Raw genomic sequence first — 21,682 nt, 5'->3', positions numbered from 1 at the left:
ACGTGCGGGAGGACGTGGGACGTACGGGAGAGGGGGTCAGGAGGGTGAGCGGAGCTCGCTGATCCGGCGCTCGGGGTTGGGTGCGGCCTCGGCCAGGGTCTTGGTGTACGGGTGCTGTGGGGTGAGGATCACGTCGTCGGCGGGGCCGCGTTCGACGATGGAGCCGCGGTACATCACCAGGATCTCGTCGGAGAAGTGGCGTGCCGTGGCCAGGTCGTGGGTGATGTAGAGGACGCCGAGGTCCTCCTCGCGCTGGAGGGTGGCCAGCAGGTTGAGGACGCCGAGACGGATGGAGACGTCGAGCATGGAGACGGGCTCGTCGGCGATCAGGACGCCGGGCTCGGGAGCGAGGGCGCGGGCGATGGCGACGCGCTGGCGCTGACCGCCGGAGAGCTCGTGCGGGCGGCGGGCGGCGACCGTGGCGGTGGGGGTGAGCCGGACGCGTTCCAGCAGTTCGTGGACGCGCCGGGTGACCTCGGCGTCGGTCATCGCGGGGTGGTGCAGGCGGATCGGGCGGGCCAGGTGGTGACCGATGGTGTGGTACGGGTTGAGGGAGGCGAACGGGTCCTGGAAGACCATCTGGACGGTACGGCGGTAGCGCCGCAGACCGGAACCGCGGCGGGCGACCGGCTCGCCGTCGAGGAGGATCGAACCGGAGGTGGGGCGTTCGAGCTGGAGCAGTAGTTTCGCGACGGTGGACTTGCCACTGCCGCTCTGACCGACGAGGGCGATCGTGCGGCCGTGGTCGAGGGTGAAGCCGACGTCGTCGACCGCGCGGAGCGTGGATGTCCGCAGCCCGTCCCGTAGGCGGTAGTCCTTGCGCAGCGAACGCACTTCGAGGGTGGTCACGACGGCTCCTTCCCGGCGGGGAGCGCTTCAGCCTCGACCGTGCCGGACGAGGAAGCCGCAGGCGTGCCGGACGAGGAAGCCGCAGGCGTGCCGGACGAGGAAGCCGCAGGCGTGCCGGACGGGCCGGGCGGAGACGCCGCGGGCGGAAGCGGGTCGGTGGTGATCTGGTCCAGAGCCAGCAGGCGGTCGTCGACGGCGCCGCGGATGAAGGAGCCGCGGTCGCCGGTGAGGCTGGGGAAGGAGGCGAGGAGCTGGCGGGTGTACTCGTGGCGCGGGTTCGTGTAGAGCGCGGCGGCGGCGCCCAGTTCGACGATCTCGCCGTGGCGCATCACGGCGATGCGGTCGCTGATCTCCAGGAGGAGTGGCAGGTCGTGGGTGATGAAGATGACGGCGAAGCCGAGTTCGTCGCGGAGGCGGCTGATCTCACGGAGGATCTCGCGCTGGACGACGACGTCGAGTGCGGTGGTCGGCTCGTCCATGATCATGATGTGCGGTTCCAGGGCCATCGCCATGGCGATCATGACGCGCTGGCGCATGCCGCCGGAGAGCTCGTGCGGGTACGCGGTCAGGCGCTTGCGGTCGACGCCGACGCGTTCCAGCAGGTCGCCGCAGCGCTCGCGGCGTTGTTTGCGGGTCATCGACGGGCGGTGGGTGGTGAAGACGTCCTCGAACTGGTCGCGGATCGAGATCACCGGGTTGAGGGAGTTCATCGCGCCCTGGAAGACCATCGAGATCTTCTCCCAGCGGTTGGCCCGGAGGTCGTCGGCGTGCAGCTCGCCCCAGTCGATCTGCGAGCCGTCCGGCCCGTGAAAGACCGCGCGACCGGAAGTGATCGCGGCGGGGGGCTTGAGCAGGCGGACGATGCCGTACGCCAGAGTGCTCTTGCCGCAACCGCTCTCGCCCGCCAGACCCAGCACCTCGCCGCGCTGCAGCTCCAGGCTCACGTTCTTGACCGCGTGGACGACCGGGTCGACGAGATAGTCCACGCTGAAGTCCTCGATGGACAGGACGGCGCCGCCGCCGCGGCGACTCGCCGTGCCACCTCCACCGCCATCGGAGAAAGCCGCGCCACCTCCACCGCCATCGGAGAAAGCCGTGCCACCACCGTCGCCATCAGAGAAAGCCGCCGTGCCACCACCGTCGCCGGGGAGAGCTGCCGTGCCGGTCACAGGGTCGCCTCCTTCGCGGTGGAGAGCTGCTCGCGGGACATGCGCCAGCCCTTGCGGGCCGACCGTGTCTGGTCACGCAGCTTCGGGTTGATGATCTCGTCGATCGAGAAGTTGACCAGGGAGAGAGCGGCGCCGAAGAGGGCCAGCATCAGGCCCGGAGGGACGAACCACCACCACGCGCCGAGGCGCAGGGCCAGGCCGTTCTGGGCGAAGTAGAGCATGGTTCCCCAGGTGAACGAGCCGCTCGCGCCGAGGCCCAGGTACGAGAGGCCGGCCTCGCCGAGAATGGCGAAGATGACCGCGAAGACCGTTTGTGACGCGAGCAGCGGGATCAGGTTGGGCAGGATCTCGACGGTCAGGATCCGCCAGCGCTTCTCGCCGGCCACCTGGGAGGCGAGCACGTAGTCGCGGTTGCGCAGGCTCAGCGTGTAGCCGCGCAGCACCCGGGCGGAGGCCGCCCAGCTGGTGATCGCCAGGACGACCGAGACCAGCCAGATGCTCTTGTCCGGGACGTAGCTGGAGATCACGATGACCAGCGGCAGACCGGGAATGACCAGCATGACGTTGGTGAACAGGGAGAACGCCTCGTCGACCCAGCCGCCCGCGTACGCGCCGACCACGCCGAAGAACGCGGAGAGGATCAGAGTGAGCAGGCCGACCACCGCGCCCACGATCAGCGAGCCGCGGGTGCCGTGCGCCAGCTGGGCCAGGACGTCCTGACCGGTCTGCGTGGTGCCGAGCCAGTGATCGGCGCTCGGGCCCGCCAGACCGATATCGTTCACCAGTCGCGGGTCCTGCGTGACGAACGGGCCGATCACTGCGAAGAGCAGGATCGCGCCGGCGATGACCAGGCCGACTCTCAACTTGGAAACCACGATCAACCCCTTGCTCTCGTACGCGGATCGATCACCGAGTACAGGAGGTCCACCAGGAGGTTGGCCCCGAGCACGGAGAGCGTGATGACCAGGAAGATGCCCTGCATGAGGGCGTAGTCGTTGCCCCCGACGGACTGCAGGAGCGCGGAGCCGATGCCGGGGTAGGAGAAGACCGCCTCGGTGACGATCGACCCGGCGACCACGAAGCCGAGCGAGATCGCGAAACCCGAGATGGACGGGAGGACGGCGTTGCGGGCGGCGTACCGTCGCATGATCCTTCCCGGTCGCAGGCCCTTCGCCTCGGCGGTGAGCATGTAGTCCTCGGAGAGCGTGGAGACCATCATGTTGCGCATGCCGAGCATCCAGCCGCCGACCGAGGCGATCACGATGGTCAGCGCGGGCAGCGTGCCGTAGTAGAGGACCGAGCCGAGGAAGGCGCCGTTCCAGCCGGGCTCCACGTTGTAGACGTCGTACCCGCCGTTGAGCGGGAAGAGCGGCCAGACGCTGCCGAACGCGAAGAGCAGGATCAGCGCCAGCCAGAAGTACGGCACCGACTGGAACATGGTGGTGACCGGGATGAGGTTGTCCAGCCAGGAGCCCCGCTTCCAGCCGGCGAGGGTGCCGAGACCGACGCCGGCCAGGAACGAGATGATCGCGGCGAGCCCGATCAGGCCGATCGTCCAGGGCAGGGTCTGCTCGATGATCGACGTGACCGGGGCCGGGTAGAAGACCACCGAGGTGCCCAGGTCCCCGTGCACCAGGTTGCCCAGGTAGTCGAGGTACTGCGACCAGAGCGGCTCGCCGGTGTTCGTGCCGAGCAGGGCCTCCATCGAGGCCCGCATCTCCGGGGTGACCGGGCCGTGCTGTCCCAGCTTCGAGAGCAGGATCTCGACCGGGTCGCCGGGCATCAGGCGCGGAACGAAGAAGTTCACCGTCAGCGCCGCCCAGAGGGCGACCAGGTAGAACCCCAGCTTGCGGAGCAGGTAGCGCACGGCCCGTCCCGCCCTACTTCGCCGGTACGAGGTTGGTCAGCACCACGCCGTTGTCCCAGTTCTTCCAGGTGGCCGGGAGCGCGTACTTGTTGTCGTTGGTGGGCCAGCCGGTGGCGTTCGCGGTGCTGAACTCGGTGAGCATCGAGTTGATGTAGATCGGGATGTACGGCAGGTCCTTGACGATCTCCTGCTGGATGATCGTGTACTGCTGCTTCTGGAGCGCCTCGTCGTTGGTGCCCGCCGCGACCGCGACCGCCGCGTCCACCGTGGCGTTCTTGTACCGCGCGTAGTTGCCGCTCAGCCCCGCCGCCGTGCCGACCTTGGCGGTGGTGGTCGAGGAGTACTTCAGGTAGGTGAAGTACGGGTTGGTGGAGGCGCCCAGGCCGATCGAGTCGAGCGAGAGCTGGAACTTGCCCTGCACCTCGTTGGTGTTCCACTCCTGCCAGGCGAGCTGGGTCGGCTTGAGCTCGATGCCGACCTCCTTGAGCTGCTGGGCCATCGCGTCGTTGAGCGAGATGAAGTCGCTCCAGCCGGTCACCGTCTGGATGGTCAGCGAGAGCTTCTCGCCGCCCTTGGCCCGGATGCCGTCACTGCCCTTGACCCAGCCGGCCGCGTCCAGGATCTGGTTCGCCTTGGCGACGTCCGGGCCGCCCGGGGTGGTCAGGTTGGCCGGGTCGGCGATCCAGTCCTTGTCGCGCTCGGGCAGGAGCAGGGTCGGCGACGCGGTCTCGGCGAAGCCTCCTCCGGCGAGCTTGTTCAGCTGGTCCCGGTTGATCGCCCAGTAGATCGCCTGGCGGACCGCGGGATCGGTCTGCGGGCCCTTACAGCCGTAGGAGGTGTCGGCACACGTGAAGATCGATGCGGTGAGAGCGGGCGTGTTGACGTACGTCAAATTCTTCTGGTTCTTGATCAGTTGATCCAGACCGGGCAGGAAGGAGCTCATCCAGTCGACCTGACCGGCGGTGAGCGCGGCGCTCGCGGCGTCGGCGGTGGCCAGCGCGATGTAGCGGATGTTCTGGATCTGCGGCTTGCCGGCCTGCCAGTAGTTCGGGTTCTTCTCCATGACGTAGCTCTGCGCGGAGAACTGCTTGAGCTTGTACGGGCCGGTGCCGACCGGGTTCGGGTTGATCGACGTCTTCGGGTCGGAGATCGTCGACCAGACGTGCTCGGGGACGATCGGCGTGTTGCCGACGATGCTCGCCTCGTCGGTGAAGGACGGCTTCTCGAAGGTGAGCACCGCGGTCTTGTCGTCCTTCGCCTCGGAAGAGACGATCTTGAGGGCGCCCGCGTTGATCTCCGGCGTCCGCTTGATCAGGTCGAAGGTGTACGCCACGTCCTTGGCGGTGAACGGCTGCCCGTCCGACCACTTCACGCCCTCACGGGTGGTGATGGTGAGGACCTTGCCGGTGGCGTCCCACGAGTACGCGGTGGCGAGAACCGGCTGCGGCTCCGCGTTGCTCGCGAAGTTGTACCAGTAGAGCGGCTCGTAGATGAGGCCCTCGGTGGGCTGCAGGAAGTTCGGGATGAACGGATTCCACTGCTCCACAATGGTGCCGGTCGCCCCGTTGAAGATGGTGATCGAGCTGTCGGCGGCATTGCCGGTGGACTTCTTGCCGCCACCGCCGGAACACCCCGAGATGGCGAGCGCGAGCGCGGCGGACGCGGCCACCGCGGCGCCGAGGCGACGGCCCCGGCCTGCGAACAGGTTCAACATCAGCAAATCCCTCGATATTCGACGCCGCGGGCAGGCGGCGAGCAGGCGCGGATCCCCGCGCATCCCCAGCACAGCGCGAGATTCACCGTTGACCGGGCCATTATTAAGTCGCTTAAGTTTGCAATGTCAAGAGCGGATGTCGGGTCGTCGCCTGGTGCGGCAAACTCCGACACCCGGCACGGCCCGACTCGAAACCCGGAGGCAGCAGATGACCGATTCATCGACAGTTGTTTTCACCGGCGACAGCGTCACCGACTGCGGCCGGCGCGACGATCCGGACGGTCTCGGCGACGGCTACGTCCGCTTCCTCGCGGCCGCTCCGGCCCTTTCCGGTACGCGCGTGGTGAACACCGGGGTCGGCGGCGACCTCTCGTCCGACCTGGCCGCACGCTGGGACGACGACGTGCTCGCGCACTCCCCCGCACTGGTCTCGATATTGATCGGTATCAACGACGTGTGGCGGCGCTACGACGGGGCCGGCCGAGTTACCGGGGTCGATCGATTCGAGGCCGCGCTGCGGGGGATGCTGGCCACGCTCGGCCCGGCGACGCGGGTCGTCCTGATCGAACCGTTCGTACTGCCGGTGGACGCCGGGCAGGAGCGGTGGGAGGCCGAGGACCTGGGCGCGAAGCGGGCCGTCGTCCGCTCACTGGCGGCGGCGCCGGGGGCGGCGTTCGTCCCCGCACAATCCGCTCTGTCATCCGCGGGGCCCGCCCACGAGCTGGCCCGAGACGGCGTACACCCGACCGTCCGCGGACATCGGGTGATCGCTCAGGCGTGGCTCGCGGCCGTTCCGCGAGCGTGGTTGCCGAGCCACTGACCGTCACGCTGAGTTATCACTTTGTGCGCCATCTGCCTCTGCGTTCCGGCGTTGATCGATCCAGAAACCCCACTGCCAGGCACTTCACCCCTTCCGGTACGCCGTACGCCGGTCGCGCTCTGTTGAACTGATCACCCTCGATGTTCGTACCATCGATCGACCAGCCCCCGGGGAGAGGACCGACCTCCGATGACCCTCTACTTCGACCTGCCGAACGGCGATCCCGCGATGGCCGGTGACTCTCCGTGGCGGGAGTACGAGCCGTCGCCGCGTCTCGTCTACGCCGCCGTCGCCAGCACCCTGCTGACCGTCTTCATCCTCGCCGCCGGGGCCTGGTCGCTACTGATCGGTGACCCCGCCGCCGCGCTCGCCTGCGCGGTCGCCTCGCTCTTCTTCGGCCACCTCTCCGGCCTCGAACTCGCCCTCTGGGTACGCCCCCGCGGCACCGGCGACCGGATGCGCCTCTCTAAGATCGACGACGGCTCGATCGGCGTGACCTTCGGGTACTCGACGACGCTCTACTACTGGTACGCGAGCTTCCTGACCCTGCTGACACTCTGCCAGCTCGGGCTCGCCGTGACGCTGGTGCTCCGCCCCGCCCCGCTCGGCTTCCTGCTGCTCGTCGCGGTCCTGCTCGGACTCGGCGCGACGGCGACCGCCTTCCTGCTCTTCACGCTGCTCCGGAGCGCCCCCGGGCGCCTGGTGCTGACCCCGGACGGCGTGTACCACCACGGAATCACCGCGCAGAGCTTCATCCCGTGGCACGCGGTCCGCGACATCCGGGCCGGCGAGGTCGCGCACATCCCGGTCATCGCGGTCCAGGCGGTGTCGTCACCGGAGACCCGGACGCGGCGCTTCCTGTTCGGCCGGGAGGACGCCCCGGAGACGATGGCGGTCCAGCTGCCGTGGCTCGCGGTCGACCCGGCACTGGTGTTCCAGGCGCTGCGCTATTACCACGGCAACCCGACGCACCAGGTGGAGCTCTCGTACCAGGCCGCCGTCGACCGCATCCGCCAGCACCGCTGGTTCCTGCCGTAGCCCGGCGCGGGACCCGCTTACCGAACCTTTATGCCGGTCGTGCGAAGGTGCCCGGTCGGGGGGTGGTGCCGACATGCGCGTGCTAGTCGCGGAGGACGAGAGGATCCTGGCCGACACGGTCGCCGACGGGCTGCGGGACTTCGCCATCGCGGTGGACGTCGTCTATGACGGTGCCGCCGCGATGGAGCGGCTCGACGTGAACCGGTACGACGTGGCGATCCTCGACCGGGACATGCCGGGGGCCACCGGTGACCAGGTCTGCCGGCACATCGCGGAGGGCGGCGGGGGCACCCGGGTCCTGCTGTTGACCGCGGCGGCCGGGATCCGTGACCGGGTCGAGGGGCTCGGGCTGGGCGCGGACGACTACCTGACCAAGCCGTTCGCCTTCGCCGAGCTGGTCGCGCGGGTACAGGCGCTGGGGCGGCGGGCGCACCAGGCGCGGCGGCCGGTACTGGAGCGTGACGGGGTGGTGCTCGACGAACCCCGGCACGCCGCGTCCCGGGACGGGCTGCCGCTGCGGCTGTCGCCGAAGGAGTTCGCGGTGCTGCGGGTGCTGCTGCGGGCCGACGGTGCCGTGGTCAGCGCCGAGGACCTCCTCGAACAGGCGTGGGACGAGCACGCCGACCCGTTCACCAACACGGTCCGGGTCACCGTGATGACGCTGCGCCGCAAGCTCGGCGAGCCGGCGATCATCCACACCGTGCCGCGCGTGGGATACCGGCTCGGCCGATGATGCTGCGTTCCCCGCGCCGGCGGGCCGCGCTGATCTGCGTGCTGCTGCTGGCCGGTGGCTACCTCTCCCGGGACATCGCGGCCGACGTCGCCGACTGGACCCGGATCATGGTGTTCCGGTTCTGCGTGGCGGGTGACGACGGCATCGGTGAGGCGTCGCATTCGGCCTTCTGTACGACGATGACCCAGGTGGACAACTCGTACCGGCTGATGCTGGTGCTGGCCCTGGCCGCGATGCTCGGTGCGGCGCTCGCCGGGCTGCACTGGGCGGTCGGCCCGCTCCGGGAGCTGGCCGTGCAGATCGGGAACCTGGGGCCGCAGAACTTCGCGTACCGGATCCGCGGCGGCCCGCGGGGGGAGATGGCGCAGCTCGCGGCGGCGGTGAACGGGATGATCAGCCGGGTCGCGGTCGGTTACGAGTCGCAGCGCCGGTTCGCGGCCGACGCCTCCCACGAGTTGCGCACCCCGCTCGCGGTGCAGCGGACGCTGATCGAAGTCGGTCTGGCCCGCGGCCCCGGCCCGGAACGGCTGCAGGCGCTGACCGAGCAGCTCCTGGAGACCAACGACCGTAACGTACGCCTGATCGAAGCGCTGCTGGTGTTGAGCGAGACCGATCGTGGTCTCGCCTCGCGCAGCGAGATCCGTCTCGACACGGTCGCCGGAGCGGTCGTCGAGGAGCACCGTGGCCGGGCCGGCCAGGCCGGGGTCGCGGTGACCGTCCGGCTGGCGCCGCGCGTGGTGATCGGTGAACGGGTGCTGCTGGAGCGCCTGGTCACCAACCTGCTGCAGAACGCGATCAAGTACAACCGGCCGGGCGGCACGGTCACCGTCGCGGTGGGCGAGGATCCGGCGCTGACCGTGGAGAACACCGGCGACGACGTGCCGCCGGAGGCCGTCGCCGGGCTCTTCGAGCCGTTCCGCCGGCTGAACCCGAACCGGATCGACCACAGTGGCGGCGCGGGCCTGGGCCTGACGATCGCCCGGTCGATCGTGCACGCGCACGACGGCACCATCACCGGGCGTTCGTCCGGGAACGACGGTCTGCGCGTTGAGGTGACCTTTCCCATAAAAGAACGATAAAGATAACCCTGACGGCCGCAGAACGCCTGATTGCGGAGAGTTCTCGGCATGAGACGTTCCCTTGCCGTGACGGCTGCCGGACTCGCCCTGCTGACCGGCTGTGGCTCCACCGAGAGCAGCGGCACGACCGACGGCGCCGTGACCACGACCACCGAACTGTCCAGCGAGGCGACCAAGCGGCAGACCGCCGAGAAGATGATCGCCGACTGCATGAAGAAGAAGGGCTTTCAGTACGAGGTTCCGCCCGCCTTCGAGTCCGCGTCCCGCTCGGCCGGCTACACGGGTGCCGCCGGCCTGCTGAAGACCGACGACGAACTGCGCGGGTACCGGCAGAAATACGGCTTCGGCATCTACAGCGCGAAGGTCTACCCGAACGACCCGATGGTGGAACAGCCCGTCATGCGGCCCGGCGACAACCCGAACAACCGGATCCGCGAAGCCCTGGACGAGACGCGCCGTACGGCGTGGGACGAGGCGCTCGGCGCCGACCCGAAGTCCGGCGGCACCGGCACGGGGTGCGCCGACATCGCCTATGCGACGGTGTTCCCCGAGGCACAGGACGCCGACAAGCGCGCCTACGAGAGGTTCCGCACCGACACCGCGGTGGTGGCGGCCGCCGCGAAGTACGCGGACTGCCTGCGCGGCAAGGGCTACCGGGTCGCCTCCGCCGAGCCGGGCCTGATCGACACCGGCGTCTACGACCTGATCAACGCCCCGGTGCTGGCCGGCGCGACGCTCAGCGCGGCCGAGGCGAAGGCCCACCTGCCCGAGGAGATCACGGCGTCCCTCGCCGATCTGGAGTGCCGCGGCGACTACGCGACGATCGCGCGCACCCGGTACGCCGCGGTCGTCACCCTCGGCGGGACAGCCGGTTGACCATGACGAGGGGCCCGCAGGGCGTCGTGGCCCTGACCACCGCGGTCGCCGTGGCCGCCGGCGCCGCCGGGTGGGTGGCCGCCACGCACGTCACGTCGCCCACCGACGCCGCGGCCGCCCGGACGCCGCCGTCCGCCGCGCCGGTCACCGTGCCGGTCCAGCGCCGCGAGCTCACCTCCCAGGTGGTGACCCAGGGCTCGGTGACGTACGGCCGGGCCACCCCGATCACGCTGACCGGCACGGTCGCCTCCGGCAGCGGCGAGGCCGGGACACAGCTGGTCACCAAGACGGCCACGGCCGGGCGGACCCTGCGGGCGGGCGACGTCCTGCTGGAGATCAACGGGCGCCCGGTCTTCGTCCTCGAGGGAGAGGTCCCGATGTACCGCACCCTCACCCGCGGCAGCCGGGGCGACGACGTACGCCAGCTGCGCGCGGCCCTGGGGCTCGCCGCCGGCGGCGCCCTGAACGACACCGCGCTGACCGCGGTCGCCGCCCTCTACGACAGGGCCGGGTACGCCGCGGCCCAGCCCACCGTCGAACAGCGCACCCAGCTACGCGCCCTGGAACGGGCCGTGACCGATACGGAACAGGCCGGCGGGCAGCCGCACCGGGACGCGCTCGACGACCTGGCCGCGTACCGGGAGACCTACGGGGTGAGCGTGCCCAGCGGCGAGGTCGTCTTCCTGCCGGCGCTGCCGATCCGGCTGACCACGGTCACCGCGAAGCCCGGCAGCGCGCCGGAGGGGCCGGTCGCCACCGTCGCCGACCCGAACCTGGTGGTCAACGCGACGGTCGCCACCGAGGACACCGAGCTGATCAGAACCGGCCTGCCCGTAACGCTGCAGGACTCCGCCGGCGTGACCTGTGCCGCGAAGCTGACCGGGATCGGCGCCGCCTACGCGGTCGACGCCGACGACGACACGGCGGCCCCGGCCGGCACGCCCGTCCGGATCGTCCCCGGCGACGCCGCGAAGCTCACCGCGGGGACGACCGTGAAGGTGCTGATCCAGGTCGGGCGGACCGGCGGGAAGGTGCTCGTCGTCCCGGTCGCGGCGGTCTTCACCGGCGCGGACGGGCAGGCCCGGGTCACGGTGGCCGGCGACGACGGCGCGACCCGGGACGTGCCGGTCACCCTCGGGCTGACCGCCGGCGGCGAGGTGCAGGTGACCCCGGTGGGAGCGGCCGTCCTGACCGAGGGCCTCCGTGTGGTGGTGGGCGCGACATGAGCCGGTTCACCCTCCGGGACCTGGTCACCGAGGCGATCAACGGGATCGGCGCCCGGCCCGCGCGGACCGTGCTCACCATCGCCGGCGTGGTGATCGGTATCGGCACGCTCGTCACCACGCTCGGCGTCGCCGCGACGGCGGGCAACCAGATCGCCGGGCGGTTCGACGCGGTGACCGCCACCGAGGTCACCGTGCACGTGCCCCGGCCGTCGGGGATGGCCTGGAGCGCCACCGACGACGTCGCCCGGCTCGACGGGGTGGCCACGGTCGCCGCCTACTCCCGGACCGAGGAGGGGCGGGACCTTCCGGTACGCGCCAACGAGGTGAAGGACCCGACGCGGATCCTGGACCGGCTGCTCCCGGTCCTCGGCGCCACCCCGGAACTGCCCGTCGCGGCGCGCGCCGACGTCGCCCTCGGCCGCTTCTTCGACGCCGGGCGTCGGCCGCCACGACCGGGTCGCGGTGCTCGGTGCGACCGCCGCCGGGCAGCTCGGCCTGGTCCGGGTCGACAACCAGCCGGCCGTCCTCGTCGACGGGAAGCCGTACACGGTGATCGGGGTCCTCGGTGACGTCCGCCGCCCCGACCAGCGTGTCCTGTCGACCGCGGTGATCCTGCCGTGGACCACCGCCGACGACGGCCTCGGTCTCGGCGCGGCCACCACGATCGCGATCACCACCACGCTCGGCGCCGCGCCGCTCGTCGCCGGGCAGGCGCCGATCGCCCTCTCCCCGAACGACCCGGCCGCGCTGGTGGTCGACGCGCCGCCCGACCCGGCGTCGCTGCGCACCGGCGTGGCCTCGGACGTCGGCGGCCTGCTGCTGATCCTCGGCCTGGTGTCACTGGTGGTGGGCGCGCTCGGCATCGCCAACGTCACCCTGGTCACCGTCCTGGAACGTACCGCGGAGATCGGGCTGCGACGGGCCCTGGGCGCCCGCCGCCGGCACATCGCGCTGCAGTTCCTGCTGGAGTCCACGGTCATCGGCCTACTCGGCGGGATCGTCGGCGCCAGCACCGGGGTCCTCGCGGTGCTGGCGATCAGCGTCGCCCGGCAGTGGACGCCCGTACTGGACGGTGCGCCGACCGCGGCCGCCCCGCTGGCCGGCGCGGCGGTCGGGCTGTTCGCCGGCCTCTATCCGGCGGCGCGCGCCGCCCGCATGCAGCCCGTCGACGCACTGCGCGGCCCGGGCTGATCACGCAGACCGCGACCCGGGTCATCACGCAAACCGCGACCCGGGGTCATCACGCAAACCGCGACCCGGGGTCATCACGCAGACCGCGACCCGGGGTCATCACGCAGACCGCGACCCGGGGCCTTCTCGCGGTTGATCGCGCGCGCCCGCCGCCCCCACTCGCACCGTCCGCGCGCGCCCGCCGCCCCTGGCCAAGCCGTGGGCCCGGGCTGATGCGACGCCGGGCGGCGGCCGGCGGGGCCGGCGTGTGTGGATCTCGACGTGCCGGAGGCGGGACCGGCGCCATCGTGGATGTGGTAACGAGCGGGCTCGATGGTGGTGATCACTCGGCGTACGCTGGACGAGGGGCCCGGAAGCGGGGGCTTGATGAGCATGCGGGAGGATCTGGGGGTGGATCCGCTGACCGATGCTCGTGCTCTCGTGGCCGAGCGTTTTCCGGAGGCCACCTGGGCGGTGCTCACCGGGAGTGTCATCGGGCCCTACCGGACCAGCGGGTCCGATCTGGACATCGTGGTGCTCCGGCAGAACGGGCCGGGCTACCGGGAGAGCCTGCACTTCCGGGGCTGGCCGGTGGAGCTCTTCGTGCACACGCCGGAGCGGCTGGCCGGGTTCCTGAAGAACGAGCTGGCCGACCGGAAACCGAGCACCCACCGGATGCTCGCGCACGGCGTCCCGGTCGTCGGCGACCCCAGCGAGCTGCGCGAACGCTGCGCCGGGGTGCTCGCCTCCGGCCCACCGCCGCTGACCGGCGCGGAGCGGGACTGGCTGCGGTATTCGCTGACCGATCTGCTCGACGACTACCAGCACGCGATCGACCCCGGCGAGCGTACGGTGATCGGCACCGCGATGTGGACGGAGACCGCGCAGGCGGCGCTCTCCTTCGCCGGCCGCTGGGTGAGCGGCGGCAAGTGGCTCCTCCGCGAGCTGCGCCAGCTCGACGAGGACCTGGCCGCCCGCTGGCTCGCGGTCCGCGACGCCCCGGCCGAGCTCGCCGCCGAGGTCCTGGCCCTGGGCGGCGGCCCCCTCTTCGACGGCTACCGCGCCTGACCCGGAGCCGGCTACTCCTTTCGGAGCGCGGTCGCTACTCCGGAGCACGGTCGCTACTCCGGAGTCTCCTCGCGCCGGTCACCCATCCCGGCCGTGCCGCCCCCAGGGAACGGACCGTGCCGCACCGTTACCTCTTTGATCGTCCCCGCCGGGGAACGGATCGTGCGGCCGTGCCGCCCTTACGGACCGGACCGTGCCGTCACTCCGCCCCCGCGATCCCGACCGTACGGGGTGGATGCCGGAGGTGTGTCGTGTCGTTGACCTGGTGGCGGGTGGGTGGATCAGGCGGCGGTCAGGAGGGCTACCAGGAAACCTGCGGCGGGGGTGAAGGGGCGCAGGTCCCACGTGCTCAGCAGCAGGTCGGGGGTGAGGCCCGCGGTGGCGGCGTCGGCGAGGAAGGTGTCGGCCGGGTAGCCGCGGTCGGTGCCGAACCCGATCGCCACCCGGCCCTGGGGTGCGAGGTGGGCCCGGAAGCGGCGCAGGATCTCGACACGGGTGGACGGGGCTACGAAGGTCATCACGTTGCCGGCGCAGACGATCACGTCGAAGGCGGCCCGGGGCGTGGCCTCACCAGACGCGGGCGTAGACGCAGCGCCGGGCGTAGGTGCAGCGCCGGGCGTAGGTGCAGCGCCGGGCATAGGCACACCGCCGGATGTGGGCGCGTTGCCAGGTGTGGGCGCGTTGCCGGGAGGGGCGAGCGGGGTCAGGTCGAGGGTGGTCAGGTCCAGGGTCGAGATGTCGGCGGTCAGCCAGAGGGAACCGGGGTGGTCGGTGGTGGCCACCGCGATCAGCTCGGGGTCCAGATCGACGCCGACCACGCGGTGGCCGGCCCCGGCGAGGAAGCCGCCGACCCGGCCGGTGCCGCAGCCCGCGTCGAGGATCAGGGAGTTCCGGGGGACCATCGTGTCGATCAAGCGGGCCTCACCGGCCAGGTCGGCGCCCTGGGCGGCAAGGTCGCGGAAGCGCTGGACATACCACTGGGAGTGGCCAGGATTCTCCGCGATCTTGCGTAGCCAGGCGTTCTCCGTGCTCAGGCCGCTCTCGCCGGGTGTTCCGGCTCCCGCACTCGCACCGTTCTCCGTGCCCACGTCGCTCCCCGTGATTCGTCGTCGCTCAGATCATTCTCGGCCTCGCTGCTCCGGCCCGATCATCCGGCCCGGCTCTCACCGCAGGCACGACAGCGGGCGAGCCCGGCAGGCACGGCGGGCATGCCATGACGGCCACGGCTGGCTGGCACGGCCAGCCAGCCGGCTGGGTGGCCCGGTGGGTGAGTGGCCCGGTGAGTAGGTCGCCCGGTAGGCGGGTGGCCCGGTAGGCGGGTGGCCCGGTGAGTAGGTGGCCCGGTGGGTGGGTGGCCCGGTGGCTAGCCCGGTAGGTGGGTGTGGTCGCCCGCGGGCCGGGTGGGCGGAGAGGGTCAGCCGGTGGGGGTCAGCTCGTTGGTGGTGACCTCCTCGATCCAGCCCAGGGCGGCGATGGCCGTGGGGAAACCGCAGGTGGTGATGGCGTCCAGGGCTACCGCGTGGAGCTCGTGGACCGTGGCGCCGTGCTGGAGGGCCTTGCGGACGTTGGAGCGGACGGCGCCCTCGGACTGGGCGCCGATCGCCATGGCCAGCTTCAGCAGGCGGTCGGTGCGCGGGTCGAAAGGGCTGCGGTCGCGGATGGTGCGGGCGACCGAGCCCTGTGCCTCCGCCACCTCCGGGAAGCGGTCGAGGAACTGCTGGTAGACGGTGGGCAGGTAATCCTCCATGTGCTCACGGTACGACCGTGGAGGACTCCCCCACGGCGGATCAGGCGGTGAAGGTGACGTCGGCGGCGGGGGTCGTGGTGGCGGTGCGGCCGGGGGCGGACTGGAAGCTCCAGTAGAGGTTGGTGTGGGCGATGACCTGGGCCGGGTCGGGGGCACCCCACTTCGTCATGTCCTCGGTGGTGTGGGCGTCGGCGACCAGGGTGACGTCGTAGCCGCGGGTGAAGGCGCCGTGCAGGGTCGAGCGGATGCAGGCGTCGGTCTGGGCGCCGGTGACGACGAGGTGGCCGACCGCGCGGGCGGCGAGCTGGGACTCCAGGTCGGTGGCCTCGAAGGAGTCGCCGTAGAGCTTGTGCACCACGGGCTCGGTCGCGGAGACCGCCAGCTCGGGGGCGAACTGCCACGGGTCGCTGCCCCGGGGGAGGTCGTCGGCGGAGTGCTGGACCCAGATCACCGGGATCTCCTCGGCGCGGGCGCGGGTCAACAGGGTGTTGATGGTGGTGATCACGGCGTCGCGGTCGTGGGCGTCGGCGACCACGCCGGTCTGCACGTCGATGACGAGCAGGGCGGTGTTCGGGCGGTCGGGCAGCGTCGTCATGGGAGGTCCCCGTCGTGTCGGGGGTGCCGCGGTCTGCGGGCACCCGAGAGTGCTGTCGATGGCGATTGACACCCTAGGACGACCCCTGACACTTTTGCGGGGAAGAGGGAACGGGTGTACTGATGCGTATGCCCAATCTGGCCGACGTCGCCCGGCTCGCCGGGGTGTCCCTCGCGACCGCGTCGCGGGTCATGTCCGAGAACGGTCCGGCCTCCGCGAGGAGCCGGGCGGCCGTACGGAGCGCGGCGGAACAGCTCGGGTACACGGCGCATCCGGTCGCGCGGCAGCTCGCCCGCAGGAGCGGGAGCCGGGTGGTCTTCGTGATGCGGGACCGCCGGGCCGGGATCCTCCGGGACCCCTTCGTGACCCGGGCGGCGGCGAGCATGGCCGCGGTGCTGGACGCGTACGATCTGGGCCTGAGCCTGCGGCACCTCCCGCTGGAGGGGGACGACGGGCTGGAGCGGCTGGGCGACGATCGCAGTGTGGCAGCGGTCGTGCTGGCCGGGCACGACCGGGAGCTGCTGGAACACCTGCCGGCACGGCTGCGCGGGCGGATCGCGGCGATCGGCGGTGGGTCGGCGACCGACGGGAGCGGAGCGCCGATCGCCTGCGGAACGGGCGGCTGCGGAACGGGCGTCTGCGCGGGCACGGCGGGCTTCTGCGGGGGCATAGGCACGGCGGGCTTCTACAGGACCGGGAGCGGGGCGGAGTTCTGGGGAACCGGGAGCGGGAGCGGAACCGGGAGCGGGAGCGGGGCGGGGATCCCCTTCGCGGATGTGGACAGCGGGGCGGGGGTACGGGCCCTGCTCGCTCATCTGTACGCCCGGGGACGCCGCCGGATCGGGCTGATCGCCGGACCGGAGTGGCTCGCGGCGTCACATGCGCCGCTGGCCGCGTACACCGGGATGGCCGTGGCGGCGGGGCTTCCCGTACTCGTGGTGCGCGGGGACTTCACGGCTGTTCGTGGGCGCGCGGCCGCGCGTACCCTAATAGGCCTTTGTCCTGATTTAGATGCCATCGCCGCGGTCAGTGATGCCACGGCGCTCGGCGCGCTGCAGGCGCTCGCGGAGGCCGGGCGGAGCGTGCCGGGGGACGTCGCGGTGACCGGTTTCGACGATGTGCCGCTGGCGGGCGCGCTGGTGCCCGGACTCACCACGGCCACCCACCCGGTCGAGGAGATCGCCGAGGCGGCCGTGCGGGCGGCGCTGGGCGGGCCCGCTCCGGAACGACTCTTTCCCAGCTCAGCGGTGGTGCGGGCGACCGCCTGAGAAATTCGGGCTTGCGGTGAGAGCGCTTTCACGGCCTAGCGTCGGCGCGTGGACACGATCCGGGAATATCGGCCCGAGGACCGCGCGGCGGTCTACGACATCTGTGTGCGCACGGCCGACGCCGGTGCGGACGCCCGCGGTGTGTACTCCACCGACGAGCTGATGGGGGACCTGTTCGCCGGGCCCTACGTACGCCTCGAACCGGGGCTGGCCTTCGTCGTGGATCACGGCGGGACGGCGGTCGGGTACGTGGTCGGGACGGCGGACACGCCCCGATTCGCCCGGCGGTATCGAGAGATCTGGATTCCGGAGGTCGCCGGACGGTTTCCGGAGCCGGTGCCGGTGACCGATACGGACATGGTCGCGGTGCACCGGAACCCGGAGCGGATGATCCTGCCGGAGCTGGCCGGGTATCCGGCGCATCTGCACATCGACCTGCTGCCCGGGTACCAGGGACGGGGGCACGGGCGGAGGCTGATCGAACGTTTCTGTGCCGCGGCGGCGCGGGCAGGCGCGGCCGCGGTGCACGTCGGCATGCTCACGGCCAACGTGCGGGCCCGGGGCTTCTACGACCGGCTCGGGTTCACCGAGCTGCCGGTCCCGGAACCCGGGCCCCTGACCTATCTGGGTCGTCCGTCCGCGGCCCGGATTCCGGCGGCCCGGCCCCCTGGGAGCGGAGGCCGGGCCGCGCCCGCCGCGAACACGAGCGTTGCGGGCGGCAGAAAAGGCGTCAGATAAGGGAAATGTCGGGAAAGTGCGGCGGAAGCCGGGGCGACCTACTCCCGGACGACCTACTCCCGGCCAGCCCAATCCGGGCGACCTACTCCCGGACGACCTACTCCCGGTCGGCTTACTCCGGGCGGCCGAGCGGAGGCTCGAGGAGCTCGATCGGCTCGGCCTGGTCGTGCGGGACGTCGCGCAGGTGGCGGTTGTGCCGGGGCTCCTGCCTGGTCTTCGCGTCGTTCAGGCGGCGGCGCAGGTCGTCGCGGACGTCCATGATCGCCGCGTGCAGATCGTCCTCGGACGACGTCGTGACGATTTTGTCACGGCCGCCGATCCAGCACTCCAGGGTGACCTTCTGGCCGCGGGCGGCCCGGTCCTTCACGGAGATCTCCAGTTCCGTCGCGTCGGCGTGGAAGCCGGCGAGCCGCGAGTCGAGCGGGCCGAACTGCTCGGTGAGCCAGTTCAGGTCACCCTGGGAGAAACCGGCGCCCACGCGCAGGCACTCCTGAACCGTGGCCGGGTTGGCGACAGCAGTCATCAGACCTCCTCATCCGTTGTATCAGGACACCCGTCCTGTACCCCGGAGGATCACGCCCGAACCCGGCTGAGCAGCCTTTCTCCGACACCGAGGACATCCGCGGCGGACCATTCCAGAGCCGGGGCGAGGACGCTGATCTCGGTCATCGCGAAGCCCGGGACGGCCGCGTCCCGCCAGCCGCCGGCGAACCAGACCTTCTCCTCGCGGGCCAGTTCGAGGGCCGCGGCGTCGAGGGCCTTCGCCGGGTACGGCAGCCAGAGCTGGAACTGGTGGGTGTGCGGCGGCTCCGGGAAGACCCGCGCGCCGGGCAGTCCGGCGAGGCCCGCGGCGACCGTACGGGCGTGCGCGACGTACTCCGGGACGCGCGGCAGCTCCTGATCCAGACCGGTCATCGCGGCGAGCACGGCCGGCCACTGCTGGTAGATCTGGCCGCCGAACCGATGGCGCCAGGCCCGCGCGTACCCGGCCAGGTCCGCGCTCCCGGCCAGCGCGGCACCACTGAGGCCGCCGAGGGTCTTGTGGAACGACACGTAGACGCTGTCGGCGAGCGCCGCGATCCGGTCCAGCGGCTGCCCGAGGTGCGGCGCCGACTCCCAGAGCCGGGCGCCGTCGAAGTGGACGCGCGCGCCGGCCGCCCGGGCCACCGCGCAGGCGTCCCGCAGCTCGGCCCAGGTCGGCAGCACGAAACCGGCGTCCCGCAGCGGCAGCTCGAAGACCACGGTGCCGACCGGCTCGTCGAGGGCACCGATCTCGACCGCGACCGGGTTGCGCGGCTCGACGGTCGGGTGGATCGCCCGCAGCCCGGAGAGCTCGGCGTACGCCCGCCGCTCGTGCACCTCCTGGTGCCCCAGGGGATGCAGCGCGACCCGGTCCCGCCCGGTCAGCTCGGCGCCGTACCGGAGCGCGACCTGCTGGGCCATCGTCCCGGTCGGGAAGACGACCGCCGCCTCGGTGCCGAGCAGCCCGGCGACGCGGTCCTCCAGCTCGGGGACGGGGCCGGTGCCGTAGAAGTCGGGCAGGTCGTCGAGGTCCGGGTGGGCCGCCAGCCGGGTGAGCCGCTCCCGCATCGTCTCGGGACGCGGGCCGGAGAGGATCCGGTCGCAGGCCCGCACGGCCTCGGTGCGCGCACGGCGGAGCTCGTCGGTCATCGCTCGATGATGCCACGACACCCCTTTTTATTGTACGATCGTACTAGTACGCATGTACAAGATGAGGTGCTTCCGCAATGCCGTACGTCCTGTTGCTTCTCGCCATCGCCACCGAACTCGTCGGCACCAGCCTGATGAAGGCCACCGACGGCTTCACCCGGCTCTGGCCGACCGTCGTCGTCCTCGTCAGCTACGTCCTCTCGTTCGTCTTCCTCGCCCAGGCGGTCAAGGGCATGCAGGTGGGCATCGCCTACGCGATCTGGTCCGCGGTCGGCACCGCCGCCATCGTGGTGATCGGCGCGGCCTTCCTCGGCGAACCGGTCACACTCGCTAAGGTTGCCGGGATCGCCCTGATCATCGCGGGCGTCGTCACGCTCAACCTGACCGGCGGAGAGGCGCATTGATCGCAGGCCCGGCCCCCGTACAGAATCCACCCTCTCGCCGTACCCGAGATCCGGAAGCGCGACGTGCCGCCCTGGCCGTCGCCACCATGGAGGTCATCGCCGAGGCCGGCGTCGGCCGGACCACGCACCGGGCCGTCGCGGCCCGGGCCGGCCTGCCTCTCGGCGCCACCACCTACTACTTCCCCACCCTGGACGACCTGATCGCCGCCGGCCTGCGACACGCGGTCGAGATGCTCCACGACGATCTCGCCGTCTGGGAGGAGCGCCTGCGCGCGGCGCCGGACATGGCGGCCACGCTGACCGAGCTGGTCCGGGAGTACCTCACCGACCGCCGTCAGGTGCGCCTGGAGTACGAGCTGTGCCTGGCGGCGGCGCGTGACCCGGCGCTCGGCCCGCTCGCCGAGACGTGGATGGACGGGCTCCCGGCACTGCTGACGCCCACCGTCAGCCCGGACGCGGCACGGGACATCTGCGCGCTGATCGACGGGATCATCCTGAAGGCCCTGGTCACCGGCGGCGAGCTGGACGCGCCGGGCCTGACCGCGGCGATCCGCCGACTGGGCGGTTAGGCCGTCTCGCCCAGTAGCGCCCGGACCCCCGCCACGTACCTCCGGCGGTCGATCGTGCCGATCAGGACCCGCTGCAGGACGTAGCCCTGGATCAGGCCGAACAGTGCCGCGCCGACGCCGGACGGGTCCGCCGACGCCGGGATCTCGCCGGCCGCCCGGGCCCGCTCGGCGGCGACCACCGCGCGGTCGCGGATCCGGCTGTAGACGTCGCGGACCACCTCGGCCACCTCGGGGTCGTGGGTGGCCTCGCCCCAGATCTGCACGGCGAGCCGGACCGTGTCGTCCGCGGCGATCGTGTCGTCGACCCGTTCCAGCACCTGCTCCACGAAGTCCGGCAGCGGCGGCATCGGGTCCATCGCGAGCAGGCTGTCGATCAGCCCGGTGACCTCGCCGATCTTCGTACCGGCGATCGCCATGATCAGTTCGTTCTTGCTCTTGAAGTAGCGGTAGAACGCGCCGACCGAGAGCCCGGCCTCCCCGATCACGTCCTGCATCGAGGTCTGGTGGAACCCGGCACGGACGAAACACCGGACCGCCGCGTCGAGGATCTGCTGGCGTCGGGCGGCGAGGTGGGCTTCGGAAACACGCGGCACCCGAGAACTTTACGACCGGCACCTAGGCTGCCCCGCCATGACGCCCCGATCACCCCTCGTCGCGCTCTACGGTATGGAGCCGCACCCCGAAGGCGGCTGGTTCCGCGAGACCTGGCGCTCGCCGCACGAGTTCCGGCCGGACGGCTACCCCGGCGCGCGCGCCGCGGCCACCGCGATCCACTTCCTGCTGCACCCCGGCGAGACCTCGGCCTGGCACGTGGTCCGCTCCGCCGAGCTCTGGTTCTGGCACTCCGGCGGACCGCTCACGCTGCGGCTCGGCGGGTCCGGCCCGGCGCCGGTGGACGGCCCGGCGCTGACGCTCGGCACCGACGTGGCCGCCGGACAGCGCCCGCAACTGGTCGTCCCGGACGGCGTCTGGCAGACCGCCACCCCGGCCGGCACCGAGCCGGTCCTGGTCAGCTGCGTGGTCGCCCCCGGATTCGAGTACGCCGATTGGCGACTGCTCTGACGGGAGTCCCCGTTGTACA

25 protein-coding genes are annotated in these 21,682 nt (G+C 71.5%); 14 read left to right on the top strand and 11 right to left on the bottom strand.

What is annotated here, in order from left to right; all coding sequences use genetic code 11:
- Positions 1–36 precede the first annotated feature (36 nt).
- The 5 genes from AB0M08_RS09475 to AB0M08_RS09455 form a co-directional block, all read right to left on the bottom strand.
- Positions 37–849, bottom strand: a complete 813-nt coding sequence (locus tag AB0M08_RS09475) for an ATP-binding cassette domain-containing protein (protein ID WP_364490902.1) — start codon at positions 847–849, stop codon at positions 37–39.
- Positions 846–1,835, bottom strand: a complete 990-nt coding sequence (locus tag AB0M08_RS09470) for an ABC transporter ATP-binding protein (RefSeq protein WP_364490900.1) — start codon at positions 1,833–1,835, stop codon at positions 846–848. Before AB0M08_RS09470 ends, AB0M08_RS09475 begins: the two co-directional genes overlap by 4 nt.
- Positions 1,836–2,014: 179 nt before the next feature.
- Positions 2,015–2,893: an ABC transporter permease gene (locus tag AB0M08_RS09465; protein WP_364490898.1), complete on the bottom strand. Its 879-nt coding sequence runs from the start codon at positions 2,891–2,893 to the stop codon at positions 2,015–2,017.
- A gap of 2 nt (positions 2,894–2,895) precedes the next feature.
- Entirely contained in the window at positions 2,896–3,885 is a 990-nt protein-coding gene (locus AB0M08_RS09460; RefSeq protein ID WP_364490896.1) for an ABC transporter permease, read from the bottom strand.
- Positions 3,886–3,898: 13 nt separating this feature from the next.
- Complete coding sequence (locus AB0M08_RS09455) at positions 3,899–5,599, bottom strand: ABC transporter substrate-binding protein (RefSeq protein ID WP_364490894.1); 1,701 nt, start codon at positions 5,597–5,599, stop codon at positions 3,899–3,901.
- 208 nt (positions 5,600–5,807) lie between these two features.
- Here AB0M08_RS09455 and AB0M08_RS09450 point away from each other — a divergent pair, with 208 nt between their 5' ends.
- The 9 genes from AB0M08_RS09450 (at position 5,808) to AB0M08_RS09410 (ending at position 13,609) form a co-directional block, all read left to right on the top strand.
- A complete protein-coding gene (locus AB0M08_RS09450; RefSeq protein ID WP_364490892.1) occupies positions 5,808–6,419 on the top strand; it encodes an SGNH/GDSL hydrolase family protein in 612 nt (203 codons plus the stop codon).
- A gap of 189 nt (positions 6,420–6,608) precedes the next feature.
- A complete protein-coding gene (locus AB0M08_RS09445) occupies positions 6,609–7,457 on the top strand; it encodes a hypothetical protein (RefSeq protein ID WP_364490890.1) in 849 nt (282 codons plus the stop codon).
- Between the two features lie 73 nt (positions 7,458–7,530).
- Positions 7,531–8,190 carry a response regulator transcription factor gene (locus AB0M08_RS09440; protein WP_364490888.1) on the top strand — a complete coding sequence of 220 codons (660 nt, stop codon included), beginning with the start codon at positions 7,531–7,533 and terminating at the stop codon, positions 8,188–8,190.
- A complete protein-coding gene (locus tag AB0M08_RS09435) occupies positions 8,187–9,269 on the top strand; it encodes a HAMP domain-containing sensor histidine kinase (protein WP_364490886.1) in 1,083 nt (360 codons plus the stop codon). Before AB0M08_RS09440 ends, AB0M08_RS09435 begins: the two co-directional genes overlap by 4 nt.
- Positions 9,270–9,317: 48 nt before the next feature.
- Positions 9,318–10,145 (top strand): hypothetical protein, encoded by an 828-nt coding sequence (locus tag AB0M08_RS09430; protein ID WP_364490884.1) that lies wholly within the window; start codon positions 9,318–9,320, stop codon positions 10,143–10,145.
- Positions 10,142–11,371, top strand: coding sequence for a hypothetical protein (locus AB0M08_RS09425; protein WP_364490882.1), 1,230 nt, complete (start codon positions 10,142–10,144; stop codon positions 11,369–11,371). Before AB0M08_RS09430 ends, AB0M08_RS09425 begins: the two co-directional genes overlap by 4 nt.
- A complete protein-coding gene (locus tag AB0M08_RS09420; RefSeq protein ID WP_364490880.1) occupies positions 11,368–11,940 on the top strand; it encodes an ABC transporter permease in 573 nt (190 codons plus the stop codon). Before AB0M08_RS09425 ends, AB0M08_RS09420 begins: the two co-directional genes overlap by 4 nt.
- Positions 11,834–12,562 (top strand): ABC transporter permease, encoded by a 729-nt coding sequence (locus AB0M08_RS09415; RefSeq protein WP_364490878.1) that lies wholly within the window; start codon positions 11,834–11,836, stop codon positions 12,560–12,562. Before AB0M08_RS09420 ends, AB0M08_RS09415 begins: the two co-directional genes overlap by 107 nt.
- Before the next feature lie 312 nt (positions 12,563–12,874).
- Positions 12,875–13,609 (top strand): nucleotidyltransferase domain-containing protein, encoded by a 735-nt coding sequence (locus tag AB0M08_RS09410; protein ID WP_364490876.1) that lies wholly within the window; start codon positions 12,875–12,877, stop codon positions 13,607–13,609.
- Between the two features lie 281 nt (positions 13,610–13,890).
- On the opposite strand, the gene AB0M08_RS09405 is transcribed toward AB0M08_RS09410, so the two are convergent.
- The 3 genes from AB0M08_RS09405 to AB0M08_RS09395 all read right to left on the bottom strand — a co-directional run bounded on the left by AB0M08_RS09405 (position 13,891) and on the right by AB0M08_RS09395 (position 15,951).
- Positions 13,891–14,643, bottom strand: coding sequence for a class I SAM-dependent methyltransferase (locus AB0M08_RS09405; RefSeq protein ID WP_364491251.1), 753 nt, complete (start codon positions 14,641–14,643; stop codon positions 13,891–13,893).
- Between the two features lie 380 nt (positions 14,644–15,023).
- Positions 15,024–15,356 (bottom strand): carboxymuconolactone decarboxylase family protein, encoded by a 333-nt coding sequence (locus AB0M08_RS09400; RefSeq protein WP_364490874.1) that lies wholly within the window; start codon positions 15,354–15,356, stop codon positions 15,024–15,026.
- 40 nt (positions 15,357–15,396) lie between these two features.
- A complete protein-coding gene (locus AB0M08_RS09395) occupies positions 15,397–15,951 on the bottom strand; it encodes an isochorismatase family protein (protein WP_364490872.1) in 555 nt (184 codons plus the stop codon).
- A 122-nt stretch (positions 15,952–16,073) separates the two neighbouring features.
- Between AB0M08_RS09395 and AB0M08_RS09390 the strand changes: the two genes are divergently transcribed.
- Together AB0M08_RS09390 and AB0M08_RS09385 are read left to right on the top strand one after the other, a co-directional pair.
- Entirely contained in the window at positions 16,074–17,219 is a 1,146-nt protein-coding gene (locus AB0M08_RS09390; protein ID WP_364490870.1) for a LacI family DNA-binding transcriptional regulator, read from the top strand.
- A gap of 48 nt (positions 17,220–17,267) precedes the next feature.
- The gene (locus AB0M08_RS09385) at positions 17,268–17,957 is read left to right on the top strand and encodes a GNAT family N-acetyltransferase (RefSeq protein ID WP_364490868.1); all 690 of its coding nucleotides are present in this window, start codon (positions 17,268–17,270) and stop codon (positions 17,955–17,957) included.
- Positions 17,958–18,069: 112 nt separating this feature from the next.
- Here AB0M08_RS09385 and AB0M08_RS09380 read toward each other — a convergent pair whose 3' ends face one another.
- A complete protein-coding gene (locus tag AB0M08_RS09380; protein ID WP_364490866.1) occupies positions 18,070–18,480 on the bottom strand; it encodes an HPF/RaiA family ribosome-associated protein in 411 nt (136 codons plus the stop codon).
- A gap of 50 nt (positions 18,481–18,530) precedes the next feature.
- Positions 18,531–19,628 (bottom strand): beta-eliminating lyase-related protein, encoded by a 1,098-nt coding sequence (locus tag AB0M08_RS09375; protein WP_364490864.1) that lies wholly within the window; start codon positions 19,626–19,628, stop codon positions 18,531–18,533.
- 77 nt (positions 19,629–19,705) lie between these two features.
- Between AB0M08_RS09375 and AB0M08_RS09370 the strand changes: the two genes are divergently transcribed.
- Complete coding sequence (locus AB0M08_RS09370; RefSeq protein ID WP_364490862.1) at positions 19,706–20,032, top strand: multidrug efflux SMR transporter; 327 nt, start codon at positions 19,706–19,708, stop codon at positions 20,030–20,032.
- An 86-nt stretch (positions 20,033–20,118) separates the two neighbouring features.
- Positions 20,119–20,601, top strand: a complete 483-nt coding sequence (locus AB0M08_RS09365; RefSeq protein ID WP_364490860.1) for a TetR family transcriptional regulator — start codon at positions 20,119–20,121, stop codon at positions 20,599–20,601.
- On the opposite strand, the gene AB0M08_RS09360 is transcribed toward AB0M08_RS09365, so the two are convergent.
- Positions 20,598–21,194 (bottom strand): TetR/AcrR family transcriptional regulator, encoded by a 597-nt coding sequence (locus AB0M08_RS09360; RefSeq protein ID WP_364490858.1) that lies wholly within the window; start codon positions 21,192–21,194, stop codon positions 20,598–20,600. The two genes, AB0M08_RS09365 and AB0M08_RS09360, sit on opposite strands and share 4 nt — an antisense overlap.
- 37 nt (positions 21,195–21,231) lie before the next feature.
- Between AB0M08_RS09360 and AB0M08_RS09355 the strand changes: the two genes are divergently transcribed.
- On the top strand, positions 21,232–21,663 hold the full coding sequence (locus tag AB0M08_RS09355) for a cupin domain-containing protein (protein WP_364490856.1): 432 nt from the start codon (positions 21,232–21,234) through the stop codon (positions 21,661–21,663).
- The last annotated feature ends 19 nt before the right edge of the window (positions 21,664–21,682 follow it).

Origin of the sequence: Actinoplanes sp. NPDC051851, from assembly GCF_040681165.1 — a bacterium.
In the GTDB taxonomy this organism is placed as follows: Bacteria; Actinomycetota; Actinomycetes; order Mycobacteriales; family Micromonosporaceae; genus Actinoplanes.
The sequence above is the reverse complement of the archived record's forward strand: the minus strand, read 5'-3'. Positions and strand labels throughout refer to the sequence as shown.

Excerpts from the sequence above, each read along its gene's own strand:
- AB0M08_RS09455 (WP_364490894.1), bottom strand. The coding sequence starts at position 5,599 with ATGTTGAACCTGTTCGCAGGCCGGGGCCGTCGCCTCGGCGCCGCGGTG.
- AB0M08_RS09450 (WP_364490892.1), top strand. The coding sequence starts at position 5,808 with ATGACCGATTCATCGACAGTTGTTTTCACCGGCGACAGCGTCACCGAC.
- AB0M08_RS09445 (WP_364490890.1), top strand. The coding sequence starts at position 6,609 with ATGACCCTCTACTTCGACCTGCCGAACGGCGATCCCGCGATGGCCGGT.
- AB0M08_RS09440 (WP_364490888.1), top strand. The coding sequence starts at position 7,531 with ATGCGCGTGCTAGTCGCGGAGGACGAGAGGATCCTGGCCGACACGGTC.
- AB0M08_RS09435 (WP_364490886.1), top strand. The coding sequence starts at position 8,187 with ATGATGCTGCGTTCCCCGCGCCGGCGGGCCGCGCTGATCTGCGTGCTG.
- AB0M08_RS09430 (WP_364490884.1), top strand. The coding sequence starts at position 9,318 with ATGAGACGTTCCCTTGCCGTGACGGCTGCCGGACTCGCCCTGCTGACC.
- AB0M08_RS09420 (WP_364490880.1), top strand. The coding sequence starts at position 11,368 with ATGAGCCGGTTCACCCTCCGGGACCTGGTCACCGAGGCGATCAACGGG.
- AB0M08_RS09410 (WP_364490876.1), top strand. The coding sequence starts at position 12,875 with ATGGTGGTGATCACTCGGCGTACGCTGGACGAGGGGCCCGGAAGCGGG.
- AB0M08_RS09400 (WP_364490874.1), bottom strand. The coding sequence starts at position 15,356 with ATGGAGGATTACCTGCCCACCGTCTACCAGCAGTTCCTCGACCGCTTC.
- AB0M08_RS09395 (WP_364490872.1), bottom strand. The coding sequence starts at position 15,951 with ATGACGACGCTGCCCGACCGCCCGAACACCGCCCTGCTCGTCATCGAC.
- AB0M08_RS09390 (WP_364490870.1), top strand. The coding sequence starts at position 16,074 with ATGCGTATGCCCAATCTGGCCGACGTCGCCCGGCTCGCCGGGGTGTCC.
- AB0M08_RS09380 (WP_364490866.1), bottom strand. The coding sequence starts at position 18,480 with ATGACTGCTGTCGCCAACCCGGCCACGGTTCAGGAGTGCCTGCGCGTG.
- AB0M08_RS09375 (WP_364490864.1), bottom strand. The coding sequence starts at position 19,628 with ATGACCGACGAGCTCCGCCGTGCGCGCACCGAGGCCGTGCGGGCCTGC.
- AB0M08_RS09370 (WP_364490862.1), top strand. The coding sequence starts at position 19,706 with ATGCCGTACGTCCTGTTGCTTCTCGCCATCGCCACCGAACTCGTCGGC.
- AB0M08_RS09365 (WP_364490860.1), top strand. The coding sequence starts at position 20,119 with ATGGAGGTCATCGCCGAGGCCGGCGTCGGCCGGACCACGCACCGGGCC.
- AB0M08_RS09355 (WP_364490856.1), top strand. The coding sequence starts at position 21,232 with ATGACGCCCCGATCACCCCTCGTCGCGCTCTACGGTATGGAGCCGCAC.